24 protein-coding genes and 1 tRNA gene are annotated in these 22,530 nt (G+C 32.6%); 12 read left to right on the top strand and 13 right to left on the bottom strand.

All coding sequences use genetic code 11. The features are described from left to right. The first annotated feature begins 24 nt into the window (after window positions 1–24). The 4 genes from AC3IPI_RS03460 (at window position 25) to AC3IPI_RS03445 (ending at window position 4,000) form a co-directional block, all read left to right on the top strand. Window positions 25–1,137 (top strand): NAD(P)/FAD-dependent oxidoreductase, encoded by a 1,113-nt coding sequence (locus AC3IPI_RS03460; RefSeq protein ID WP_489157133.1) that lies wholly within the window; start codon window positions 25–27, stop codon window positions 1,135–1,137. Continuing rightward, window positions 1,137–1,934, top strand: a complete 798-nt coding sequence (gene mtgA, locus AC3IPI_RS03455; RefSeq protein ID WP_039115465.1) for a monofunctional biosynthetic peptidoglycan transglycosylase — start codon at window positions 1,137–1,139, stop codon at window positions 1,932–1,934. Before AC3IPI_RS03460 ends, mtgA begins: the two co-directional genes overlap by 1 nt. After that, a complete protein-coding gene (locus AC3IPI_RS03450; RefSeq protein WP_489157131.1) occupies window positions 1,909–2,868 on the top strand; it encodes a lipid A deacylase LpxR family protein in 960 nt (319 codons plus the stop codon). Before mtgA ends, AC3IPI_RS03450 begins: the two co-directional genes overlap by 26 nt. Window positions 2,869–2,983: 115 nt before the next feature. Next, window positions 2,984–4,000 (top strand): type I restriction enzyme HsdR N-terminal domain-containing protein, encoded by a 1,017-nt coding sequence (locus AC3IPI_RS03445; RefSeq protein ID WP_489157129.1) that lies wholly within the window; start codon window positions 2,984–2,986, stop codon window positions 3,998–4,000. A 72-nt stretch (window positions 4,001–4,072) separates the two neighbouring features. Here AC3IPI_RS03445 and AC3IPI_RS03440 read toward each other — a convergent pair whose 3' ends face one another. Next, a complete protein-coding gene (locus AC3IPI_RS03440) occupies window positions 4,073–4,444 on the bottom strand; it encodes a hypothetical protein (RefSeq protein ID WP_489157127.1) in 372 nt (123 codons plus the stop codon). A 632-nt stretch (window positions 4,445–5,076) separates the two neighbouring features. After that, a complete protein-coding gene (locus AC3IPI_RS03435) occupies window positions 5,077–5,454 on the bottom strand; it encodes a membrane lipoprotein lipid attachment site-containing protein (protein ID WP_489157125.1) in 378 nt (125 codons plus the stop codon). A 351-nt stretch (window positions 5,455–5,805) separates the two neighbouring features. On the opposite strand from AC3IPI_RS03435, the gene AC3IPI_RS03430 reads away from it, so the two are divergent. From AC3IPI_RS03430 to AC3IPI_RS03420, 3 genes are read left to right on the top strand one after another with little or no spacing between them, the layout of a single operon-like run. Further along, entirely contained in the window at window positions 5,806–6,261 is a 456-nt protein-coding gene (locus AC3IPI_RS03430; protein WP_489157123.1) for a carboxymuconolactone decarboxylase family protein, read from the top strand. Between the two features lie 33 nt (window positions 6,262–6,294). Further along, window positions 6,295–6,648, top strand: coding sequence for a YciI family protein (locus AC3IPI_RS03425; RefSeq protein WP_035617460.1), 354 nt, complete (start codon window positions 6,295–6,297; stop codon window positions 6,646–6,648). Window positions 6,649–6,700: 52 nt separating this feature from the next. Beyond that, window positions 6,701–7,939 carry an RNA polymerase sigma factor gene (locus tag AC3IPI_RS03420; protein WP_489159211.1) on the top strand — a complete coding sequence of 413 codons (1,239 nt, stop codon included), beginning with the start codon at window positions 6,701–6,703 and terminating at the stop codon, window positions 7,937–7,939. Window positions 7,940–8,005: 66 nt separating this feature from the next. Here the strand turns inward: AC3IPI_RS03420 and AC3IPI_RS03415 are convergent, their stop codons facing one another. The 3 genes from AC3IPI_RS03415 to AC3IPI_RS03405 form a co-directional block, all read right to left on the bottom strand. Further along, window positions 8,006–9,514, bottom strand: a complete 1,509-nt coding sequence (locus AC3IPI_RS03415) for a flotillin family protein (RefSeq protein ID WP_489159210.1) — start codon at window positions 9,512–9,514, stop codon at window positions 8,006–8,008. Between the two features lie 13 nt (window positions 9,515–9,527). Beyond that, window positions 9,528–10,094, bottom strand: coding sequence for an NfeD family protein (locus tag AC3IPI_RS03410; protein WP_489157121.1), 567 nt, complete (start codon window positions 10,092–10,094; stop codon window positions 9,528–9,530). 233 nt (window positions 10,095–10,327) lie between these two features. Continuing rightward, a tRNA-Ala gene (locus AC3IPI_RS03405) sits at window positions 10,328–10,401 on the bottom strand. A gap of 104 nt (window positions 10,402–10,505) precedes the next feature. Between AC3IPI_RS03405 and AC3IPI_RS03400 the strand changes: the two genes are divergently transcribed. Genes AC3IPI_RS03400 through AC3IPI_RS03385 form a run of 4 tightly spaced genes read left to right on the top strand, consistent with a single transcriptional unit; the run spans window position 10,506 to window position 12,714 of the window. Then, on the top strand, window positions 10,506–11,273 hold the full coding sequence (locus AC3IPI_RS03400) for an enoyl-CoA hydratase/isomerase family protein (RefSeq protein WP_489157119.1): 768 nt from the start codon (window positions 10,506–10,508) through the stop codon (window positions 11,271–11,273). A gap of 5 nt (window positions 11,274–11,278) precedes the next feature. Further along, the gene (locus AC3IPI_RS03395) at window positions 11,279–11,455 is read left to right on the top strand and encodes a hypothetical protein (protein WP_165572296.1); all 177 of its coding nucleotides are present in this window, start codon (window positions 11,279–11,281) and stop codon (window positions 11,453–11,455) included. A gap of 32 nt (window positions 11,456–11,487) precedes the next feature. Further along, the gene (locus AC3IPI_RS03390; RefSeq protein WP_039115454.1) at window positions 11,488–11,940 is read left to right on the top strand and encodes a 6-pyruvoyl trahydropterin synthase family protein; all 453 of its coding nucleotides are present in this window, start codon (window positions 11,488–11,490) and stop codon (window positions 11,938–11,940) included. Window positions 11,941–11,955: 15 nt separating this feature from the next. Beyond that, window positions 11,956–12,714: a UDP-2,3-diacylglucosamine diphosphatase gene (locus tag AC3IPI_RS03385; protein WP_489157116.1), complete on the top strand. Its 759-nt coding sequence runs from the start codon at window positions 11,956–11,958 to the stop codon at window positions 12,712–12,714. A 299-nt stretch (window positions 12,715–13,013) separates the two neighbouring features. Here AC3IPI_RS03385 and AC3IPI_RS03380 read toward each other — a convergent pair whose 3' ends face one another. The 8 genes from AC3IPI_RS03380 to AC3IPI_RS03345 form a co-directional block, all read right to left on the bottom strand. Next, window positions 13,014–14,225 carry a cytochrome c3 family protein gene (locus tag AC3IPI_RS03380; RefSeq protein WP_489157114.1) on the bottom strand — a complete coding sequence of 404 codons (1,212 nt, stop codon included), beginning with the start codon at window positions 14,223–14,225 and terminating at the stop codon, window positions 13,014–13,016. 83 nt (window positions 14,226–14,308) lie between these two features. Beyond that, on the bottom strand, window positions 14,309–14,665 hold the full coding sequence (locus AC3IPI_RS03375) for a PH domain-containing protein (protein WP_039115449.1): 357 nt from the start codon (window positions 14,663–14,665) through the stop codon (window positions 14,309–14,311). A gap of 279 nt (window positions 14,666–14,944) precedes the next feature. Next, the gene (locus AC3IPI_RS03370) at window positions 14,945–15,868 is read right to left on the bottom strand and encodes an alpha/beta hydrolase (protein WP_489157112.1); all 924 of its coding nucleotides are present in this window, start codon (window positions 15,866–15,868) and stop codon (window positions 14,945–14,947) included. A gap of 3 nt (window positions 15,869–15,871) precedes the next feature. Beyond that, on the bottom strand, window positions 15,872–17,149 hold the full coding sequence (locus AC3IPI_RS03365; RefSeq protein ID WP_039117914.1) for an MFS transporter: 1,278 nt from the start codon (window positions 17,147–17,149) through the stop codon (window positions 15,872–15,874). Window position 17,150: 1 nt separating this feature from the next. Beyond that, window positions 17,151–18,848 (bottom strand): single-stranded-DNA-specific exonuclease RecJ, encoded by a 1,698-nt coding sequence (gene recJ, locus AC3IPI_RS03360; protein WP_489157109.1) that lies wholly within the window; start codon window positions 18,846–18,848, stop codon window positions 17,151–17,153. Window positions 18,849–19,085: 237 nt separating this feature from the next. Beyond that, on the bottom strand, window positions 19,086–19,430 hold the full coding sequence (locus AC3IPI_RS03355; RefSeq protein WP_489157107.1) for a HopJ type III effector protein: 345 nt from the start codon (window positions 19,428–19,430) through the stop codon (window positions 19,086–19,088). 132 nt (window positions 19,431–19,562) lie between these two features. After that, the gene (gene rsmI, locus AC3IPI_RS03350; RefSeq protein ID WP_489157105.1) at window positions 19,563–20,285 is read right to left on the bottom strand and encodes a 16S rRNA (cytidine(1402)-2'-O)-methyltransferase; all 723 of its coding nucleotides are present in this window, start codon (window positions 20,283–20,285) and stop codon (window positions 19,563–19,565) included. 296 nt (window positions 20,286–20,581) lie between these two features. Continuing rightward, on the bottom strand, window positions 20,582–21,691 hold the full coding sequence (locus AC3IPI_RS03345) for a DUF8457 domain-containing protein (RefSeq protein ID WP_489157103.1): 1,110 nt from the start codon (window positions 21,689–21,691) through the stop codon (window positions 20,582–20,584). A gap of 245 nt (window positions 21,692–21,936) precedes the next feature. Here AC3IPI_RS03345 and AC3IPI_RS03340 point away from each other — a divergent pair, with 245 nt between their 5' ends. Then, a complete protein-coding gene (locus AC3IPI_RS03340) occupies window positions 21,937–22,527 on the top strand; it encodes a thymidine kinase (RefSeq protein WP_039115440.1) in 591 nt (196 codons plus the stop codon). Window positions 22,528–22,530 lie beyond the last annotated feature (3 nt).

Genomic DNA, 22,530 nt, shown 5'->3' with positions numbered 1-22,530 from the left:
ATTATTTTTATAAAAAATATCGAAATGGAATTAAGCTATTGGGAACTTAAAAATTGGTTTACAAATGTAGATTTCACCATTGTAGGTAGTGGAATTGTAGGTTTGCATGCAGGATTGCGCTTACGCGAAAAATTTCCGAAAGCTAAAATTTTGATTCTCGAGAAAGGAATGTTACCACAAGGAGCCAGTACCAAGAATGCTGGTTTTGCTTGCTTCGGAAGTCTTTCGGAAATAATTGAAGATTTAAAAACACATACCGAAGAAGATGTAATCCAGCTTATCGAAAAACGCTGGAGAGGGTTACAATTATTACGTAAACGTTTAGGAGATTATGCAATCGATTTTAAACCTTATGGAGGATATGAATTATTCTTAAAGGAAGATGAAAATGGATATGACGAATGTTCAAGCAAATTATCTTTTGTAAATGAAATTCTCAGACCACTTTTTAAAACAGATGTTTTTGCTAAAGAAATAGATCGTTTTGAGTTTAAAGGTATTCATGAGTATTTGGTTTTTAATCCTTTTGAAGGACAAATTGATACAGGTAATATGATGCAAGCATTGCTAAAAGAAGCAATTGAAGCTGATATTTTAATCTTGAACCAACAAACAGTAACTTCCTATTTGGATACTGGGAATAATGTCGAAATAATGTTGAAGGATTTTACTTTTACTACAAATAAAATTCTTTTTGCTACCAACGGATTTGCTAATACACTTACAAACGGTGGAGTTAAACCTGCCAGAGCACAGGTTTTAATTACCGAACCAATTCCTGGTTTAGAAATTAAAGGCACATTTCACTTAGATAGAGGGTATTATTATTTTAGAAATGTGGGTAATAGGATTTTATTGGGAGGTGGGCGAAACCTGGATTTTGAGACAGAAACTACCACTGAATTTGGGAACACAGAAATAATACAAAATAAATTGGAAGATTTGTTGAAAAATGTAATTTTACCAAATCAAAAAACAGATATCGCTCATAGATGGAGCGGGATAATGGGAGTAGGAAATAGTAAAAATCCTATTGTAACTCAATTATCAGAAAATGTATATTGCGGCGTTCGATTAGGAGGAATGGGAGTAGCAATAGGAAGTTTAATAGGAACAGAATTAGCAGATTTAATATAATGGCAGTAACCAAAAAACCGGCACCAAAAAAACCGGCACCAAAAAAAACAACACCAAGTAAAGCAAAACCAGCAGCGAAAAAGAAAAATCGCTCGTTTGGGAGCAAAATCGCTCGTTTCTTTTTTAAGCTACTTTTATGGTTCTTTGGGCTTTCAATATTTTTTGTAGTTTTCTTTAAATATGTTCCTGTACCTTTTACACCTTTAATGGTAATTCGTGGTATTGAAAATAAGTTGGCTGGTAAAGAGAACTATTTTAGTCACGATTGGGAACCAATAGAAAACTTATCGATGAACTTGCAAAAAGCAGTTATTGCAAGTGAAGATGGAACTTTCTTAACACACAATGGTTTTGACTTTAAGGCATTGCAAAAAGCATATAAAAGTAACGAACGCGGCAGAAGAATAAGAGGAGGAAGTACGATATCGCAACAAACTGCCAAAAATGTATTTTTATGGCAAGGGAAAAGCTATTTCCGTAAAGGACTAGAAGCTTATTTTACAGTTTTAATCGAGTTGGTTTGGGGAAAAGAACGTATTATGGAGGTATATCTTAATAGTATCGAAATGGGCGATGGTGTTTATGGTGCCGAGGCTGCAGCACAACATTGGTACCGCAAGAGCGCAAAGAGTCTTACACCTATACAAGCTGCGGGAATTGCAGCTATCTTGCCAAATCCACGAAAATTTAAAGCAACTGGGTCATCTAGTTATATTAATAAAAGAAAAAATAAGATTGTTAAAGTAATGCGTAGCGTTGGTAAAATTAATTATGATGGTACCAAAAAAGGGACTTAGTATTCTGTTTATTTTAGCAACCACTTTTGTTTTTGCCCAAAGTAGAACCAGTGAAATTGGATTGATTACTGATAATGATTTATATACATCGTCTAAAAATGACATGTATTATACAAATGGTTTAGAGCTTTTCTATCGTTTTTTATCAAAGAATGAGAATGAAAAAATAAACAAGAAAATTACAGAATTTCGTCTTGGACAATATATTTATAATCCTAGATTTATTAATCAATCGGCTGTTGATAAAAATGACCGTCCTTTTACAGGATATCTTTTTGTCGAAGCAGGCCGAAGTTTTTTTTATCAAAGCGAATCGGTTTTAAAGACAGATTTTCAATTAGGTTTTATGGGCCCAAATGCTTTAGGGAAAGAAACCCAGGAAAGTTTCCACCACTTAATAGGGTATAAAAATGTATATGGTTGGGAAAATCAGCTTAGTAATGCTTTCGCCGTGCAGGCGCATGTTATGTATTCTAAGAAATTATTCCCAACGAAACATCATGATTTTATTGATCTTCATTTTCAGTCTGAAGCAAATCTTGGGACTATTTTTACGGGAGTTTCTACAGGATTATTAACTCGAATTGGTTTTAAGAGATTACTCCCAATTTATGACTCTAATTTACATGATGCTTCAGTAAGTTTCGAACCACAATTCAATATTAGAGAGTTTTACTTTTACGCAATACCAAGCGTTAATTATCAATTTTATGATGCTACGATTCAGGGTAGTATGTTTAACAATAATAGCCCAATAACTTTTGATTTAGAACCGCTTCGTTTTAATGCTGAGTTTGGTTTAAAATACCGCCACAATAATTTTAATATGTCTTATTCTTTTATTTACCGTGGCAAAGAATTAAAGGGAGACCCTTATAATACTAATACGGGTTATTTTTACGGTTCTATTCGATTTGGGTATTTGTTGCGATAGGACTTATTTTCTTAATGATATTTTTGAGTTTATCTTTTTAAAAAATTATGAATTGATTTATTTTGATTAGATTAGACTTTGTTTTGAAAAATCTAACTAAGAAAATAACCTATAAATGACTACAAACATACCTAAACAATCTATTAATCAATTAAAAAAAACTCTTGAGAATTTTAAAATTAGCGATGCAATTGAATTGTGTACTAATGAAGCTCAAACACGTAAATTTTTAATTGAACCATTTTTCGAAATGTTAAACTTTGTTTCGAATGATTTAATACCAGAATACAATGCTGATTTCGGTGAACGCATAAGTCAAAAAATTGATTATGCTATTTTGCTAAATAAAAAAGATACAATTTTAGTAGAGGCAAAAAAGTATAATAGTAGATTAAGTGATAAAGAAGCGGGTCAGCTAAACGGGTATTTTAATAATACTAAAAATTCAAGAATTGCGGTATTGACAAATGGAATTGAATATAGATTTTATTCAGATGTTTTGCAGCCAAATGTAATTGATAATAAGCCTTTTTTTATTTTTAACTTATCTAATTATTCAGATAGAGATTTAGAGACGCTAATTAAGTTTGATAAGAGGTATGTTGTTATTAATGAAATTATTAAAACTGCACAAGAAGCAGTTTTTGTCGAAGATTTTGAAAATAGTCTATTAAAAGAATTGATTGCTCCTTCAAAGGATTTATTGAAAATTATTCATAGAAATATGAATTTTAAAACTAAATTCAATGACGATACTCAAGGTAAAATGATAAGTATGATTAATTCATCTTTATTAAAATCTCTTTATGATAAAAAAGTCATTGCAGAATCAAACTCCAATACTGGTGGAATTATTACAACCGAATCTGAAATTCAAGCATATCATACAATAAGAACATTACTTATTCAAAATAAAAAAATTCCAAATGAAAGAATTTTTTATAGAGATTTTAAAAGCTTCTTTAATATTAGTATTGATGATAATGTCAAAAAAGTGATTTGTAAGTTGGTTTTTAATGATTCAAAAATGAAGATTCTTATTGAAAATAATGAGTATCTGCTAACGAGCATTGATGATGTTTTGAAATATAAAAATGAATTAACTAATAGAACACTTTCTTTGATAGAATAAATAAAAATAAATTGGAGTGAGTACGAAGTCAGGAGACTTCGTACAGCGGATTAAATAAATCATATTGTTTATTTACCATTCCATAAAAGCAATAAAATGATTATCTGGATCTTTTAGGAAAAGCACTTTTCCACCAGGAAAATCCCATGGACCTGAAAATGTGCCTGCAGGTAATTTTTCTATATCAGATTCATTACTTTGAGGGAGTTGGTTTTTTATAAGCATGTCGTATAATTGGTCTATAGATGCTTCATTTATTTCTATATTTCCTTCATTAATAGGTTTTTGTAAGGTACTTATTTTTAATTCGACATGACTGTTAATCGGTGCAAAGAAGGTTTTTGCTTTATTTGTAAAGACTTCGGTTTTGAGATCAAAAACTTTTTTATAAAAATTAAATGACACTTCGAGATTAGAACTATAAAGCCAGAAATGAATTTTCATGCAACTATTTTTAAGTAAAGTTAAATTAGAAAGTCCAGATTTGCAATTTGTATGCACCATCAATATCAAAAAAGGTTCTTGTAAAATCTAAAACCTCTAATCTAGCCCCGATGGAAACGGCATCCTTTTTATCCGTTTTTTTGCGGATAAAAAGATATAGTGCACATCGGGAAATGAGGTCTTTTGTAAATGCAGCTTTCTGCTTCTTAAAAAAATAAGCCGCAATCACATAAGAGCGATTACGGCTTTATATCTGTCTTTTCTGGAACATTTTTAATTTGTATTTAATTTCTACGTACTAATTCAGAAATATTTAAAAATGTTATATCATAAAAAAACAAATAAATTTTTATATCAATACTCAGTCGATTTATATTGAGTAGTTTGTGTTTTGTGTAACTATATTTCATAAGACTACTATAGAAACTAATTGTTACAGTGTTACAGTGTTATTTTTATCTTTTTACTTAAAAAACACAACTTACTGTAAGAAAATCGTGTTTTTGTAATAAAAATCACAAGGAGTTGTTTGTGAATTTGTACTAGTGGACATAAAAAACCGTAAATCATTTAATTTAAAAATAATTTACGGTTTTGAACTCACTTTTATTTGAGCAAGAATTTCTAGATACTTATTGTTTTATGTAATTTCCAGGCAGATGTCCTTTTGATTCCATTTTTGTATCGGATGTTTTTACAAAGTTAAATCGGATTATGGAACCTTCTTTACCTTGAGAAAAATCAGATATATATAAATTTGGGCTAGAAGAAATTTCTTGTGGTAATGTATTAGAGAACTTGGTTGTTTGTTTGCTAAAAGAAAAAGAATCACCTGTTGTGGTATATTTTATATCACGTGATGTAAAAGTTAATATTGCTCCAGAAGTTTCCTCTTTCCAAGTTCCTTGAATCCAGTTAGGGGGATTAAAAATGCCATAAGTATCTTCATCGTTAGATGAGCAAGAAGTAATAATAAGCATTAAACTAAATAATAGAATAATTTTTTTCATGTATAATAATTAAAAGATTAAATAATGGAAATATAACAAGAGGCTATGTTTTGTTATATTGCTCCTTAAATTCAAAAAACGTACCATTTATTAAGCATTAACTACGTTTTAACTCTTGTTTTATCAAGATTCAGAACAAGAAGCTTTGTTTACAATAATTAGAAAACAGAGTATTTATTTTCTTAACTTAGTTTTTTTAACAGAAATATTTAAATAATTTTAAGATATAAATAATTGTATTTCAGTTTATTGGAGTTTGTTTTTAAAATAAATGAAAAATATTTTATTTAATATGTCCAATTCTGAAAGTTCGATTGTTATTAGGGTATAACAATTAAAAATTTAAACAAAATGGAATCAAGAATTAACATTCAGGAAAAAGGACAAAGCGCATTAAAACCACTTTTTGGAATTGGGGCATATTTAAAAAAATCGGCAGTAGAAGAAATACTATTAGAATTGGTTTACTTTAGAGTATCACAAATTAATGGTTGTGCTTATTGTCTGGATATGCATTCTAAAGATTTGCGTGCCAAAGGAGAAACAGAGCAACGTATATATGGTTTGAGTGCTTGGCGTGAGACTCCGTATTATACTGAGAGAGAAAGAGCGGCACTGGCCTGGGCAGAAGCATTAACAAAATGCGAAGTACCAGATTCAGTTTACAACGAAGTAAAAAGTCAATTTTCAGATGAAGATTTAATCGATTTAACGATGGCAATTACAACAATCAATACTTGGAATCGTATTAATCTTGCATTTCCATATGGAGTAGGTACCTATCAGGTTGGACAATTTGGAGGTTAATTAAACGATTCAATAATAGTAAAATAATAAGAAATGGAAGAATTTGTATTGATATTTAGAAGAGATAGCATAACCAAAGAAATTCAGCCCTCGCCAGAAGAAATGCAATCATCTATTAAATTATGGCAAGATTGGTTAGGCGGAATCGCTGCTCAGGATAAATTGGCTAGACCACTACAACGCTGGGATGGTGAAGGTAGAGTTGTGAAGCAAAATAATAATGTAACCAATGGACCTTTTGTAGAAATTAAAGAAGCAATAGGTGGTTTAATTATGATTAAAGTAGCTAATTATGACGAGGCGGTAGAAGTTGCCAAAGGTTGCCCAATCCTTTTATGGGGCGGAAATGTAGAAATTCGTATGGCTGTTGTTTTTGAGGGTCATTAATTAAAAATTAAAAATGCTTTTGTGTTTTATAAAAGCGTCAGGATTTGATTTTATGGAAGACAATCAGCTTTTGCCACATTTATTTAGAACAGAGTATCGAAAAATAGTTTCGGTACTCTGTTATTTATTTGGGATTAATCATATCGAAATTGCCGAAGATATTGTGAGTGATACATTTCTTTCGGCTACCGAATTGTGGAGTTTAAAAGGAATTCCCGAAAACCCGACTGCTTGGCTTTATACGGTTGCCAAAAATAAAACCAAGAATTATTTAAAACGTGATGCTCTTTTCGAGCAAAAACTTTCGGTAGAGATAAAACATAATGCTCCCAAAGCCGAAGAAATCGAGATAGATTTATCTAGCAAAAATATTATAGATAGTCAGCTTGCTATGATTTTTACGGTTTGTGATCCTTGTATTTCGTCTGAATCGCAGGTTGCGCTTGCGCTAAATTTGCTTTGTGGTTTTGGAATCCAAGAGATTGCCGATGCTTTTTTGACTAATAAAGAGGTTATTTATAAACGTATCAATCGAGCGAAAGACAAGCTAAAAACGGAGCAAATAAAAATTGAACAACCCTCTTTAAATGAGATTGATAAAAGATTAGATACTGTTTTAACAACCATATATTTATTGTTTTCTGAAGGATATTATTCGACTTCCCAGAATACAATTTTGCGTAAAGATCTTTGCGTCGAAGCAATGCGATTGTGTTACTTACTTATCGAAAACGAAGGAACCAATAAACCTGCGGTAAATGCTTTATTTGCGTTGATGTGTTTTCACTCTTCGAGATTTGAAGCTAGAATGAACGAAAATGGTGAAACGATTTTATATGAAGATCAGGATGAAACGCTTTGGAATATAGAATTAATAAATAAAGGAAAAGAGTATTTAAGTAAATCTTCAACAGGAAATAAAATCTCAAAATACCATCTCGAAGCAGGAATAGGGTATTGGCATACACATAAAGAAGATACAACGGAAAAATGGGAGAACATTTTGCAATTATATAATAGTTTACTGATACTGGAATATTCGCCCATTGCGGCTTTAAATAGGACGTATGCTTTGGCAAAAACTAGCGGAAAAGCCGTTGCTATAAAAGAAGCAGAAAAATTAAATCTCTCTGATAATCATTTTTACTATTCGTTATTAGGTAATCTATACACAGATATCGATAATGAGAAAGCGTTGCAACATTTTAAAACAGCTTTAAAACTAGCCAATACAACAGCAGATAAATCGACAATTATTAAAAATATAGATAGACTTATTATTCCAGAATAATAATAAAATTAAATAGGGTTCCGCTTTAATTAAAGTGGAACCCTATTATTTTAAATATACACGATTTTAGTCTTCGTTCTTTTTGTCTAAATGTTGTTCAGGACTGTCTATTCCTTTTAAATATGTTGGTAAATTTAATCCTGCCATATTAAACAAGTCGTTTAAAGGAGGAACAGTTTTCATCATTCCTGAAACAAAGTTTGCGGTAGATGAATTACCGTTTTCATTTTGTCCGCTGCCAGAATCCCAAACAGTAATTTTATCAATTTTAATATTTTTAACAGCCTCAACTTGTATTCTTACTAGTTCTGGTAGTTTTTCTAATAACAGCAATTGGAATGCTTTGCTTGGATCTCCACCAGCTGCAGCCACAACTTCTTTGTAACCTTCTGCTTGTTTAGTTAAAATTTCAAAAAGTCCTTTTGCTTCAGCTTCCATTTTAGCAAAAATCGCATCTGCTTCTCCTTTTGCATTTTCTCTTATCGTTTCTGCAGCAGCTTGTGCTTCTATAATGGCTCTTTGTTTAGCAATTTCGGCAGGAATTACAATGTTTGCAATTTGTGTAGAACGTTCTCTTTCTGAACGTGCTAATTCGGCTATTTGTTCTGCTACATAAGATTCTTCCAGAGCTTTTGCTTGTTGTACTTTTTCGGCAGTAATTGCAATACGTAGTGATTCCGCTTCTTTTTCTCTACGAAGTGCTTCTGAATTTGCAATAGCAATTCTTGCTTGGTTTTCTCCCTCAATAGCAATCGCATTAGCCTCTGATGTTTTAACTCTGGTATCTCTGTCTGCTTCTGCTTTTCCGATGGTTTCATCTTTTGCAGCAGTTGCAATACTAATTTCTCTGTCTTTTTGGGTAATAGCAATCTTTACATCTCTGTCTCTGTGAGTTTCGGCTATTTGAGTATCTTTTTCTCTATCGGCTAATGCTTTCCCCGTTTCTCCTATTTTTTCTTGTTCAGCGACACTAATTTTGGCTTCGTTAATTGCTTTTGCGGCAGCTTCTTTTCCTAATGCTTCAATATAACCCGATTCATCTTTAATGTCGGTAACGTTTACGTTGATTAATTTTAAACCGATTTTCTTCAGTTCACTATCAACGTTTTTAGAAATGTTGTCAAGGAATTTATCACGGTCAGAGTTAATTTCTTCAATAGTCATTGTTGCAATTACCAAACGTAATTGACCAAATAAAATATCTTTGGCTAATTCCTGAATTTGTTCAGATGATAATCCTAAAAGTCTTTCTGCAGCAGTATTCATACTATCAGATTCAGTAGAAATAGCAATTGTAAAACGACAAGGAACATCTACTCTAATGTTCTGGCGGCTTAAAGCATTTGTTAAGTTTGCCTCGATTGATAAAGGCTTTAAATCTAAGAATGCATAGTCTTGGATTACTGGCCAGATAAAAGCACCTCCACCGTGAACACATTTTGCTGATGTACCTCCAGTACGCCCGTAAATGACCAATATTTTGTCAGATGGGCAACGTTTGTATCTCGATACTAATGCTGAGATTGTTGCAAATAAAACTACAGCTGCAACGACTATGATTATCATTGGTGTCATCATGTTTATTAAATTAAATTATTTCTACTATTAGGATATTGTCGTTTTCTATTTTTACGACTTTTACGACTGCACCAGATGCAATTGTATTTTTTTCGGTCATTGCTTCTAATTCGTGAAATGCACCATTTACACTAATCATAATTTTACCTTTTCCTTTCTTACTTTCGGGAATAGTTAGATAAACTTCGGCTGTTTTGTTTAATGTATTTATGATTTTAAAAGAATTGTCTTCGGCTAATTTTTGTAGTTGTTTGATAATTATGAAAAACAAAAAGACAAACACAATACCTACCAACAGTGCTAAAATGACAATTAAAGTTTTATTAGGAACGGTTGAATAAAAGGAAATTCCTGTCCAGCTAAAACCTAAGAGAAAATTAATTAAGTTCCTTAATGAGAATAAATGAAATTGTTCGTCAGTGCCTCCTAAATCAGCATCAAAATCGGCATCAAGCCCATGAAAGGAGTCAGCACCAATAAATGATAGAATAGTTTGAATAATAAAAATTACACTTGTAGGTATAGCAACAAACCAAAAGGCGCGGAGCAAAGGATCTAAGTTCTCTAACATTTCCATAATTGTGATTCTTTTTAGCTAAAAAAGCCTTTAGCTTCTTTATAAATAGATAGCATTTTGTATTTGCTATAAATTTTTTGCAAAAGTAGAGCTAGTTTAAATCAGCAAGGACCACAATAAGGTTTTAAAGTAAAAGAATAAGTTTGAATATATGTGAGTGATTTTTAGTGTATTACAAAAAAAAAGAAAACCCTTGTAAAAACTAATTTACAAGGGTTTATTGTTTTATATTGTGGAGAATACCGGATTCGAACCGGTCACCTCTTGCCTGCCAGGCAAGCACTCTAGCCAAATGAGCTAATCCCCCAAAGTGATTGCAAATAAAGTCAATTAATTATCAAAAAACAAATTTCAAATAGTATCGACTGAAAATATTCTTCAAAACCGTAACTTTACAATAAAAACAACTATATGAGTTCAGAAAATCAAAATGGTTCGCTTCATACCATAATCCAAAATAATATAGCTACTGTAGAATTTGGGCATCCAGCCAGTAATTCACTTACAAGAACATTACTTAATAAATTGATTGCCGAAATTGATAGTTTAAGTAAAAATAAAGCTATTACAGTTATCATTTTAAGAAGTGAGGGAAATGGTGTTTTTTGTGCTGGGGGATCTTTTGATGATTTTCTTGCGGTTACTAATGAGGAGGAAGGAATCGAGTTTTTCTTAGGATTTGCACATCTTATCAATGCTATGCGCAATTGTTCTAAAATAATTATAGGGCGTATTCAGGGCAAAGTTGTTGGAGGTGGAGTTGGTATTGCTGCTGCTTGCGATTATGCTTTTGCAACGCAAGATAGTTCTGCTAAACTTTCGGAACTTGCTATCGGGATTGGACCTTTTGTTATAGAACCAGCTGTTTCTAGAAAAATAGGGAAAACGGCAATGACCGAAATGACTCTTGCTGCTCACGAATGGAAATCGGCAATTTGGGCAAACCATAAAGGCCTTTTTGCCAAAGTGCTTGAAAATGAACTAGAGTTGGATGAAGAATTATCTCATTTTGCTTTAAAATTAGCAAGTTATAATCCTGATGCATTGGCAGAGATGAAGAAAGTTATTTGGGAAGGAACAGAAAATTGGGATTCATTACTTTCTGAACGCGCTCGTATTTCAGGAAAATTAGTTTTGTCTGATTTTACAAAAAAAGCCTTGGCACAATTTAAAAATTAATAAATATGAATATTGTTTTATTCGCTCTTAAAGTGGACGTTGCAGAGAAAATCAAGTCTGCTCCCGATGCAAGTTATCAAATAGGAGTAGTTATAGGTTCCTTTATTCCGTTTGTGATTTTAGTAGGAGTTGCCTATTGGATGTATAGTAGAGCCAAAAAAAGAGAAAAAAACGGTTTTTAATTTTGTAAATTTGCAATCTAAAATACAACTCGATGAGTAATATCAGAATTACAAAACAATTTAGTTTCGAAACAGGACATGCGCTTTACGGATATGATGGAAAATGTAAAAATGTTCACGGACATAGTTATAAACTGTCTGTAACCGTTATTGGTTCTCCAATTACAGACCGTGATAATGTAAAGCATGGAATGGTAATTGATTTTTCGGATCTAAAGAAAATTGTAAAAGAAGAAATCGTAGATCAGTTTGATCATGCTACCGTTTTTAATGAAACGACACCACATATAGAATTAGCAAAGGAATTAAAAAACCGTGGACATCACGTGATTTTAGTTGATTATCAGCCAACAAGTGAAAATATGGTTGTTGATTTTTCTGAAAGAATTATCAAAAGATTGCCAACAAATATCTCTCTTTTCTCTTTAAAACTTCAAGAAACTGAATCATCATTTGCTGAATGGTACGCAAGCGATAATTTGTAATCGAAATCTATTTTCATGCAATTACCCAATAATAAAAAAGTATATTTTGCTTCCGATCAACATTTTGGAGCACCAACACCTGAGTTAAGCTTTCCTCGCGAACAAAAATTTGTGGCATGGCTTGATGAGGTAAAAAAAGATGCTGAAGCAATTTTTTTATTAGGTGATTTATTCGATTTTTGGTTCGAGTATAAAACCGTTGTGCCAAAAGGATTTATTCGTGTTTTGGGTAAATTGGCAGAAATTCGCGATAGCGGAATCCCTATATATTTCTTTGTAGGGAATCATGATTTATGGATGAGTGACTATTTTCAGACTGAACTTAATATTCCTGTTTATCACGATAATAAAGAATTCTCTTTTGGTGGGAAAACATTCTTGATTGGTCATGGCGACGGAAAAGGTCCTGGAGATAAAGGATATAAAAGAATGAAAAAAGTCTTTACAAATCCGTTCTCAAAATGGATTTTTCGTTGGCTCCATCCAGATGTTGGTGTAAAATTAGCACAATATTTATCTGTAAAAAACAAATTGATTTCTGGCGACGAAGACGTGAAATTCTTGGGTGAAGAAAACGAATGGTTGGTATTGTATGCCAAACGCAAACTAGAAACCAAGCATTATAATTACTTTGTTTTTGGTCACCGTCATTTGCCTATGATTATTTCTGTAGGTGAGGATTCGAATTATGTAAACCTAGGGGATTGGATAGGATATTTTACCTACGGTGTTTTCGACGGTGAAACTTTTGAATTAAAGACATTTGAGAAATAATTATCTTGTTCGTTTAACTACTTAAGTTTGATTATAACAAGTATTCAAAAGTTTATATTCTCTTAAATTGTTTAAGTAGATTGGGTAAGAGTGAACCATTTAAGTTATGTAAGTTCATTTAATGCAAGTATTCTAAATCTTATATTTTCTTAAATGACTTATATGGTTGGAATAATTTTATTGAATTATGTTGAAGTTTTAGAAAAACTTAGATAATTAATGATATAAGTTCATTTAAGCCGAAGAGTCTAAAACTTATATTTTCTTAAATGACTTATATGTTTAAAGCTACCTAATAATTACTTTTTCTTAGTCGGATAAATAGCAATTTTATGTGTTCTTAACATATAATTGGAGTCTTTGGATGCTTTAGAAAGTCGGAAACTAATTACTCCTGATGGTTTTTTCGGCATATGACATTCTATGCAGTTATCTTTTAGTAAGTTATCTGAGATTGTTTTAATTGTTGGCGTATTGTGCTTTACTGCGTTATGGCAACTCATACATATTTTTGAGTATGTAGCTAAGTTTTTAGTTGCATTTTCATGTGGATTATGGCAAGAAATACAATCCATAGTTTCGCTTTTTGTAAAACATTTGCTTTGTAGTAATAACTTAAATTGGTTCCCGTGCACATCAAAATCGGTTGTGTCGGTTGGGCTATGCGAACTTCTAAAATACTCCGAAAGATTGTCTCCGGGTTTAAAGTCAAATCTGGATTTTATTTTCATTCCGTCATTTCCAGAATGACATAATGCACAAGCGTCTAATTTTTGTTGCCTGGTTAATGATTTATAAGTAACAATATTTTTTGCAACTTTTAAGTCTGGAAATTTCAAGTGTTGGTTAACATGTTCTTTGGCAGGTCCGTGGCAACGCTCACAATCAATACCATAAACGATTGTTTTTTTATTAATCACATCTTCTACATCCATAGACAGAAAGTTCTTGTCTTTAGAGCTTTGGTTTACATTTCTGCTGCTAATATTAGAACTATGGCAAGCATAACAATCTTTAACTACTTTTCGATCAAAATAAGGTTTTTCAGCCGAAAACCCGGGACTTGTTGCCCAACTATGAACAGATGTATAATAGGAAAGCGGCAATTCGTATGTATTGTTATTGCGCCAGAATACGGAAGTTTGAGCATGTTTGGTTCCAAAAACTATTTCGAGTTTGCGGGCTTCAACTTCTTTTCCGTTTTTGTATAAAACCTGATAAAGACTATCATTTCGTTCTTCCATGACCATCTTGGTGTTTTTATCGTAAACAAAAACATGGTCTCCAGAATTAAAATTACCTAAAACATTCCCCTTTATAGCTGCTGCGGTTGCTTTATAGTGTGAACTTTGTATTGCTTTTTGATATAAGGCTTGATGACATTGTATGCAGCTTTCGGAGCCAGCATAATCGGTTCCGCGTGGATCAATATATTCATCGGATTTATTGCTGCAGTTAGATAATAAAACAACTAAAAATAAAAGGATAAAAAGCGTACTGGTATTTTTCATTAATGTAAATATACTTTTTTTTGAATAAAATCAAAATATATTTAATTATGAAAGCATTGATGTTAAAAAATAGAGAATTTATCTTAATTTAAGCCAACTCCGTAAACATATTCTTCAAGTTCAATTTTAAATAAAGAACCTTTTACCAAATCTTCAATCGCTTTTAGTTCGTCCATAGAAACAGCTAAATCTATTTGGGTACAAGGAGTTTTTAGCAAAAACTTATGGCATTTGTTTTTTAAAGCACATTCATCACAACATGCATTTGTAAGCAAACTATCTTCGATTAAATCATCAAAGTCTTTTAGTTCAGATACTGAAAAGTAGAACCCTGTTTCTTTAAAAATCAGTTGTATTTTGTCAAAAAGGGTCTCATTATGGTTTTTCCAATAAAAGGAAATCCCAAAGTCGTTATGATATATTTGTTCTATTTCTCTCATGTTCTTCAATTATAGAAACAAATATAATTATTATTTATATTAATTCTAAATAAAAGAATCATAAAATAGGTTAATTTTTGTTAACGAAATAAATAGTCTAAAATTAGATTAGGTGAGTTTTGATCAACATTCTTAATAATTGCATTAAAAAGGGGGAATGAACCATATAAGTTATATAAGAAAATATAAGACGAAGCTTATTTGCGTAAAGCTTAAATGAACTTATATAACTTATATGGTTTTATATAACTGAACTAAATGATTTAAAAATTGCCTGATTTATTTAACCCACTTATAAATGCTATCTAGAAATTCTTTTTGTTGGTCTACAAATAAATAATGAGAGCAGTTTTCGATAGATACGAAATTTTGTTTGCCAACAATATTCTTTAAAGCAGCGATTTCTGAAACCGAAAAAATACCATCCTGCTTTCCATATATAGCATAAATAGGTATTCCTTTTATTTTTAATTTCTGTAGAATAGGCTTTGTGTTGATGTTGTTTTGCTTTTCATTTTTATAAAACAACAGAGGAGCATTTTTATTTCGAATATTCGTTTTATAAAAATCGCTTATTTCATATTGATGATATAATGCTTTAGATTCAGTTGTAGGTTTTGGCATTTTAAAGAAATTATTCTCTCCAGCCAGTTCGAAGCAACCTTTTCTATATTCAGCAGAATTTTTGTCGAGTTTTTCTATATGAGAAACTTTATCAAGCAGAGCTAAATCATTATTCTTAGTATAGATTTTTTTGACAGAATCCAGAATATGATTATATGTTTTTTGTTGTGAAAATAAAGCTCCGATAAGAATTAGAGAATTAATTTTTTCAGGATATTTTTCAGAATAAAGTGTTGCAACCAAGCCGCCAAAACTATGAGCGAGTAGTGTTGCTTTTTTTAGATTATAAGTTTTGTAAATAGCGTTTAAATCCTTGAAGGCTTCATTATAGGTAAATGTGGCATTTGGATCTGTAGATCTTCCTTCGCCTCTACGGTCATATGCAATTACATAAAATCCTCTTTTAGAAAGTGCTTCGGCAGTATTAGTGCCTTCAAAAAGAGTAGCGTTTCCACTTGGTCCACCATGGATGAATATAATTGGTGTATCAGCTTTGTTTCCGTATGTTTTTATATATAATGCTTGAGCATTCACTAAGAATGTCAAAAAAAGAAACGAGAATAAGAATGTTATTTTCATTTACTACATGTTTTGATGGTCTTCCATGTCTTTTTGTAAATCTAGTTTTCTAAAAGTCGGGGACGATATTCCAAAACCTAAAACAGTTAATAGCGTCATGCTTCCGCCAAAAACCACTGAAATTACAGGTGTCATTAATCTAGCAGTTAAACCACTTTCAAAAGCTCCCAATTCGTTAGATGAACCTACAAACATTGAGTTTACAGCAGCAACACGACCACGCATATGGTCAGGAGTTTTAAGCTGTAAAATGGTTTGTCGGATAACAACCGAAATTCCATCAGCAATACCACTTAAAAATAAAGCGGCAACCGAAAGCCAGAATATGGTAGAAACACCAAAGAGAATAATACATAGTCCAAAAACAAAAATAGCACCTAAAAGTTTCATTCCCGCTTTTTTATACAAAGGAACGTAGGCAGAGATTAGCATCGTAATAAAAGCTCCAATTGCCGGAGCGGCTCTTAATATACCAAAGCCTTCTGGGCCAACTTTTAAAATATCTTGAGCAAATATGGGTAACAAAGCAACAGCTCCACCAAACAGAACTGCGACCATATCCAGAGATAATACACCTAAGATGGTTTTGTTGTTAAACACAAACTTGATTCCTTCTTTTAAACTTTCCATGATTGGTTCACCAATTTTTGGATTTAAAATAGGTTTGGTACTTATTTGTGATAAGGCAATTAAGGCAAAAAGTGAACAGGCAAAAACGGAACACATAGACCAATGTACACCAATCCAGTTAATAGAGAAACCAGCAATTGCAGGGCCTAAAACAGAACCTACTTGCCAAACAGAGCTACTCCAGGTTGCAGCATTTGGGTATAATTTTTTGGGAACAATTAAAGATATAAGGGAGAAAATCGTAGGGCCTAGAAAAGCTCTTACTAATCCGCCTAGAAAAACCAAAAAGTAAATAGAATATAGAATAGCATCTTTAGAGAAACCACTTACTACTTTTGGCCATGTTAATAAAAATAAACCAAAACTAATAACCGAAAAGCCTAAAATACATTTTACTAATAATCCCTTTTTTTCATTTTGATCTACAATATGACCAGCAAACAGAGCCATAGAAACTGCAGGAATTACTTCCATCAAGCCTATAATTCCTAACGAAAGAGGATTCTTGGTTAAACTATAAACTTCCCATTCGATTACAATAAATTGCATAGACCAGGCAAAAACCATGGCAAAACGCAATAATAAAAAGACATTGAATTCTCTAATACGCAATGCTGCGTATGGGTCATTTTTCTTGGCTTTATCTTTCATGTTACTGGATATCTTTTAACATTAATTGGATAGAAACGGTACCATTCCATTCGTTTTCTGAGATGCAATAAGCGGCTTGAAATGGTTTTTGATTAGTTGTTAGGTCTAATTTTTTGCCTAAACCAAATCCTATTGCCGAAATTCCTTCGGTCCCGAGACTTCGGGATTGCTTTACAAAAAGTTTAAGATGGTCTTCATCTGCGCCCATTGCTTTTGCATAACCTGTATCCTTTATGTTTTTGGTCATAAAAACAGGAGTCATATTAAGAGGTCCAAAAGGTTCAAACTGTTTTAAGATTCGAATTAATTTTGGGGTAATATCTGTAAAATTGATTTCGGCATCGACCTCAATTTCGGGAGTTAGCATTTCGGGTAGAATAGTTTTTTCTACTTGTCTTTCAAAAGCTTCTTTAAAAGCAGGATAATTTTCTTCTTTTAGAGTCATTCCGGCTGCATACATATGTCCTCCAAATTGTTCTAAATGAGAGGAACAAGCATCAAGAGCATTATATACATCAAAACCTTTTACAGAACGGGCAGAAGCGGCGTATTTATCACCACTTTTTGTGAAAACAAGTGTAGGGCGATAATAGGTTTCTATTAATCTGGAAGCTACAATACCAATTACGCCTTTGTGCCAGTCTTCTTGATAAACTACTGTCGAAAAGCGATTCTGTTCCTGATTTTTTTCTATTTGCTGAAAAGCTTCTTTGGTAATTTGTTTGTCCAGATCCTTACGGTCGGCATTGTATTTTTCTATTTCGGATGCAAATTGTTGTGCTTGCTCAAAGTTGAATTCAGTTAATAATTCGACAGCGTGATTACCGTGCTTAATTCGTCCAGCTGCATTAATTCGTGGAGCTATGATAAAAACAACATCAGTAATGTCGAGCACTTTTTTCTTTACTTGGTGAACCAAAGCTTTTATTCCTGGTCTTGGATCACTATTAATAACTTGTAAGCCGTAATAAGCCAAAACTCTATTTTCACCCGTCATTGGTACAATATCTGCAGCAATTGCAGTTGCAACCAAATCTAAGTAAGGAAATAAATCATCAATAGTTTGATTACGATTTGTTCCTAAAGCCTGAATTAATTTAAAACCTACACCACAGCCACATAATTCATCATAAGGATAAAAACAATCTTCTCTTTTTGGATCTAAAACGGCAACCGCATCGGGAAGAAGTTCTCCAGGGCGGTGGTGATCACAAATAATGAAATCTATGTTTCGTTCTTTTGCGTAAGCGACATGATCGATAGATTTTATACCACAGTCTAAAGCGATAATCAATGAAAATCCATTGTCATCAGCAAAGTCAATTCCCATGAAAGAAACCCCATAACCTTCGGCATAACGATCCGGAATGTAGGTTGCTACATTCGGGTAGTATGATTTTAGGTAAGAAGAAACTAAAGAAACAGCCGTTGTACCATCGACATCATAATCGCCAAAAACAAGAATGTTTTCCTGATTGGCAATTGCAAGTTCGATTCGGGAAACAGCTTTGTCCATATCCTTCATAAGATACGGATCATGAAGATGTTCTAATGATGGACGAAAGAAATTCTTAGCATCATCAAAAGTTTCAATACCACGTTGGATTAATAAAGTTGCAACAAAATCTTCTACATTTAGAACTTGTGCCAAATGTTTGATTTTATCTTCGGAAGGTTTTCGTTTTAATGTCCAACGCATGGTTGATTTTAGATTTTAGAGTGTAGATTTTAGATTCTTGAAATCAAAAATCGTTTAATCTGATATGTTTTTTTGCCACAGATTTTAAAGATTTTAAAGGATTTTTTTAATCTGTGCTAATCTGTGAAATCTGTGGCAAAATATTTGGTTTTACCTTTGTCAAATCAATCGTCCCGACGCTTCGGGAGAAATTCTTTACGTGGTTTCGACTCCGCTCAACCTGACAATTGTAATAAATTATTTTTGTTTCAAAGCTTCACCTTCAAACTTAATTCCGTCCCAACCTAAGTTGATGAAGTTTCTAATGTTTTGATGATTGGTTCCGTTTGGATCTCCTAAAACTTCTTCAAAATAAAAAGCTCCAAAACAAGCCAAGGTTTCTTCCTTAGAAAGGTTTTGTGCTTTTGCAAAAGCAAATAATTTACAAGAACCTGAGTTTTCGCCAGCAGCGTTGTGTTGAGTTCCGTTCTGGAAAGCAGTTGGTGTAAACGTGTAATTCTCTTCGATTACAGCAATAGTTTCTGGGAAAGTTATTTCGTTTGGAGTTTGTTTTAGTTTTTCTAAAAAGGCTTGGATACTCATAATGTTGATATTTTTTTTACCACAAATTACACAAATTTCCACTAATTAAATTTGTGATAATTTGTGATAATTTGTGTAATTTGTGGTGAACATTTTTTTTAATTTATGCTAATTGGTTAGTTCATGGAGAAATTATTCTTCATCATCATCCTTAGAAAATTTACTTTTCTTAGGTTCTTTTATTATTGTTTTTCCAGCGACAACTACAACAATTTCTCCGCGTGGAGCTATTTTTTCAAAGTGTGCCAATACTTCTTGAGCAGTTCCACGAACGTTTTCTTCATGTAGTTTTGATAATTCTCTGCATACACAAACTTGTCTGTCTTCACCAAAATAAGTGATGAATTCAGCTAAAGTTTTTACTAATTTATGTGGAGAAACATACAAAATCATGGTTCGGGTTTCTTCGGCTAGAGCCAAATAACGAGTTTGTCTTCCTTTTTTATCAGGCAAGAAACCTTCAAAAACAAATTTATCATTTGGTAATCCGCTATTTACCAATGCAGGAACAAAAGCGGTTGCACCGGGTAAACATTCTACTTCGATTTTATTTTCGACACAAGCACGAGTAAGCAAAAAACCAGGATCGGATATTGCAGGAGTTCCCGCATCCGAAATCAAGGCGATAGTTTCTCCAGCTTTTAATCTTGCAATTAAACTCTCGGTAGTTTTGTGTTCGTTATGCATATGATGGCTGTACATATGTGTGCCAATCTCAAAATGTTTTAAGAGTTTGCCACTTGTACGAGTATCTTCTGCTAAAATTAAATCTACTTCTTTAAGAATGCGAATGGCTCGAAAAGTCATGTCTTCAAGATTGCCAATAGGCGTGGGAACAATATATAATTTAGACATAATTTTTTCTGAATTCTGTTTAATCAATTTTTAGTTAACACAAATGATTCTATCTAACTCTTTGCGAAAGGACGCGGATTATGCGGATTCGCTATCGCGAAAACACGGATTAAAACGGATTTTATTTTTGATTGTTTTTAAATCAGTTTTAATCCGCGGCTTTACTTTTGTAAATCCGTATCATCCGCGTCCCTTTATAGACAATTTAAGTTAGTAACTCTTTACTTCATCCGTCCTTCGCTATCGCTCGAGTGTCAAAGTCCTAAAATACTTTCTTGAAATTTGTGTTTTATTTTTTATGAGAATTTTTTCTCGATAATACTTACGAAACGTTCTGCATATTCGTCTTTTCCTTCCCAGTTGTTGTAATCTGGTTTCACCATGTTTTCAAGAAACTCATTGGCTTCGCTAAAACTATCAAATGTGATTAATTGGTTTAAAACGCGATTGTAATCTTCTGGGCTATTCCCGAAAAGATTTTTTGTAAATGCAATACGGTCGTTAAGATCAACATGAAATCCTTTTGAAAGTTTTTCGTTTAAAGAAACTGGTCTGGATTCTTCTAAAACTGCTGTTGTAGTTGTTTCTTTTGCAACTACTTCTTTCTTTTTCTCTTTAAACTCTATTGGAGCTGATGGAGTAGGAGATACGGCTTCAAAACTATCAACTTTTACAAATTGAGCATTACTATAATCAATACCTAAATCCTCAAATGAGATATGTACAACGTCTGATTTTTTTGGAGATTCTTCTTCTGTTTCAGGAGTTAGCTCAAAAGCAGGAGCAAAATCCAGAGTTGGAGTTTCTACTACTTCTTCAACTTTTTCCTCTTCGGCTTTTATTGGTTCAGGAACTTCCGCAACAACTTCTTCAGTTTCGATTATTTCTTTTAAAAATGGCTCCGGAATATCTTCGATAGATTCTTCAGTTTCCGCAATAACTTCTTCTGTAATCTCTTCCGTTTTGGTTTCAATTACTTCTTTTGCAACTGGTTCAGGAATCTCTTCGATAGCTTCTTCAGTTTCTGCAACAACGTCTTCTATAACCTCTTCCGTTTTGGTTTCGATTACAGCTTCTGCAACTGGTTCGGTAACCTCTTCGATAGGAGTTTCTATAACTTCATTTACAATGATTTCTTCTTTTGCAATCGGTTCTTCGATTACAATAGTTTTTTCTGGTTGTATTGCTTCTTCTTTTTCAAATGCAGTTGCAATGGTAGTATCTATTTGGCTACGACCAATAGTTGGTTTGGTATCTTCAAAATTTTCATCAATAAATTTCAAAACGGCCAATTTTTCATATAATTTCTGCGTTTCAAGATATAATTGATTGATATCGGACTTGTTTTTAAGTTTTAAAATTCGATGTGCAATGCTGATTAAATCGGCTTCCAATTTTTTTTTCATAACGTTTGAAAATTATAATGTGTTAGGCTTGTTTATTAATGCGTATTCTTTTTGATGAAAATCAAAAAATGAAAGAAACATTGTGCAATATTTTTTTTATTTCTTTAAATTAATGCTCCCGAATCTTTGATTTGATAAAAATTTTCTACTTTTGAAAAAACGTAAAAGTATCGAATTTTTATGTTGATTTATTACCAGTACAAAGTAATAAAAACTATTCATCTTTAAAGGTAGAAAAATACAAAATGTTTCTCGAAAATACAGTAAATCACAAAGAACAATTTGGATGGATTGAAGTTATTTGTGGGTCAATGTTTTCGGGTAAAACCGAAGAATTAATCCGCAGATTAAAACGAGCTCAATTCGCCAAGCAAAAGGTCGAAATTTTTAAACCAGCTATTGATACCCGTTATCATGACGAAATGGTTGTGTCGCATGACGCAAACGAAATTCGTTCAACACCAGTTCCTGCAGCAGCAAATATTGCTATTCTTGCACAAGGCTGTGACGTTATCGGGATTGATGAAGCTCAGTTTTTTGACGACGAAATTATTACCGTTTGTAATGACCTTGCTAATCAGGGAATTCGTGTAATTGTAGCAGGATTGGACATGGATTTTAAAGGAAATCCGTTTGGGCCAATGCCGGGACTTATGGCTACAGCCGAATACGTAACTAAAGTTCACGCTGTTTGTACAAGAACAGGAAATCTGGCTAATTATAGTTTCCGTAAAACCGACAATGATAAATTGGTTATGTTAGGCGAAACCGAAGAATATGAGCCGTTAAGCCGTGCAGCTTATTATAATGCGATGAAAAAGAATCAGGAAAAATAGACT

The sequence above is a fragment of the Flavobacterium sp. GL_143 genome (assembly GCF_057834355.1).
The sequence above is the reverse complement of the archived record's forward strand: the minus strand, read 5'-3'. Positions and strand labels throughout refer to the sequence as shown.

What these genes read in the sequence shown, in the direction of transcription:
- AC3IPI_RS03460 (WP_489157133.1), top strand. Translation starts at nt 25, where the DNA reads ATGGAATTAAGCTATTGGGAACTTAAAAATTGGTTTACAAATGTAGAT.
- mtgA (WP_039115465.1), top strand. Translation starts at nt 1,137, where the DNA reads ATGGCAGTAACCAAAAAACCGGCACCAAAAAAACCGGCACCAAAAAAA.
- AC3IPI_RS03450 (WP_489157131.1), top strand. Translation starts at nt 1,909, where the DNA reads ATGATGGTACCAAAAAAGGGACTTAGTATTCTGTTTATTTTAGCAACC.
- AC3IPI_RS03445 (WP_489157129.1), top strand. Translation starts at nt 2,984, where the DNA reads ATGACTACAAACATACCTAAACAATCTATTAATCAATTAAAAAAAACT.
- AC3IPI_RS03440 (WP_489157127.1), bottom strand. Translation starts at nt 4,444, where the DNA reads ATGAAAATTCATTTCTGGCTTTATAGTTCTAATCTCGAAGTGTCATTT.
- AC3IPI_RS03435 (WP_489157125.1), bottom strand. Translation starts at nt 5,454, where the DNA reads ATGAAAAAAATTATTCTATTATTTAGTTTAATGCTTATTATTACTTCT.
- AC3IPI_RS03430 (WP_489157123.1), top strand. Translation starts at nt 5,806, where the DNA reads ATGGAATCAAGAATTAACATTCAGGAAAAAGGACAAAGCGCATTAAAA.
- AC3IPI_RS03425 (WP_035617460.1), top strand. Translation starts at nt 6,295, where the DNA reads ATGGAAGAATTTGTATTGATATTTAGAAGAGATAGCATAACCAAAGAA.
- AC3IPI_RS03420 (WP_489159211.1), top strand. Translation starts at nt 6,701, where the DNA reads ATGGAAGACAATCAGCTTTTGCCACATTTATTTAGAACAGAGTATCGA.
- AC3IPI_RS03415 (WP_489159210.1), bottom strand. Translation starts at nt 9,514, where the DNA reads ATGACACCAATGATAATCATAGTCGTTGCAGCTGTAGTTTTATTTGCA.
- AC3IPI_RS03410 (WP_489157121.1), bottom strand. Translation starts at nt 10,094, where the DNA reads ATGGAAATGTTAGAGAACTTAGATCCTTTGCTCCGCGCCTTTTGGTTT.
- AC3IPI_RS03400 (WP_489157119.1), top strand. Translation starts at nt 10,506, where the DNA reads ATGAGTTCAGAAAATCAAAATGGTTCGCTTCATACCATAATCCAAAAT.
- AC3IPI_RS03395 (WP_165572296.1), top strand. Translation starts at nt 11,279, where the DNA reads ATGAATATTGTTTTATTCGCTCTTAAAGTGGACGTTGCAGAGAAAATC.
- AC3IPI_RS03390 (WP_039115454.1), top strand. Translation starts at nt 11,488, where the DNA reads ATGAGTAATATCAGAATTACAAAACAATTTAGTTTCGAAACAGGACAT.
- AC3IPI_RS03385 (WP_489157116.1), top strand. Translation starts at nt 11,956, where the DNA reads ATGCAATTACCCAATAATAAAAAAGTATATTTTGCTTCCGATCAACAT.
- AC3IPI_RS03380 (WP_489157114.1), bottom strand. Translation starts at nt 14,225, where the DNA reads ATGAAAAATACCAGTACGCTTTTTATCCTTTTATTTTTAGTTGTTTTA.
- AC3IPI_RS03375 (WP_039115449.1), bottom strand. Translation starts at nt 14,665, where the DNA reads ATGAGAGAAATAGAACAAATATATCATAACGACTTTGGGATTTCCTTT.
- AC3IPI_RS03370 (WP_489157112.1), bottom strand. Translation starts at nt 15,868, where the DNA reads ATGAAAATAACATTCTTATTCTCGTTTCTTTTTTTGACATTCTTAGTG.
- AC3IPI_RS03365 (WP_039117914.1), bottom strand. Translation starts at nt 17,149, where the DNA reads ATGAAAGATAAAGCCAAGAAAAATGACCCATACGCAGCATTGCGTATT.
- recJ (WP_489157109.1), bottom strand. Translation starts at nt 18,848, where the DNA reads ATGCGTTGGACATTAAAACGAAAACCTTCCGAAGATAAAATCAAACAT.
- AC3IPI_RS03355 (WP_489157107.1), bottom strand. Translation starts at nt 19,430, where the DNA reads ATGAGTATCCAAGCCTTTTTAGAAAAACTAAAACAAACTCCAAACGAA.
- rsmI (WP_489157105.1), bottom strand. Translation starts at nt 20,285, where the DNA reads ATGTCTAAATTATATATTGTTCCCACGCCTATTGGCAATCTTGAAGAC.
- AC3IPI_RS03345 (WP_489157103.1), bottom strand. Translation starts at nt 21,691, where the DNA reads ATGAAAAAAAAATTGGAAGCCGATTTAATCAGCATTGCACATCGAATT.
- AC3IPI_RS03340 (WP_039115440.1), top strand. Translation starts at nt 21,937, where the DNA reads ATGTTTCTCGAAAATACAGTAAATCACAAAGAACAATTTGGATGGATT.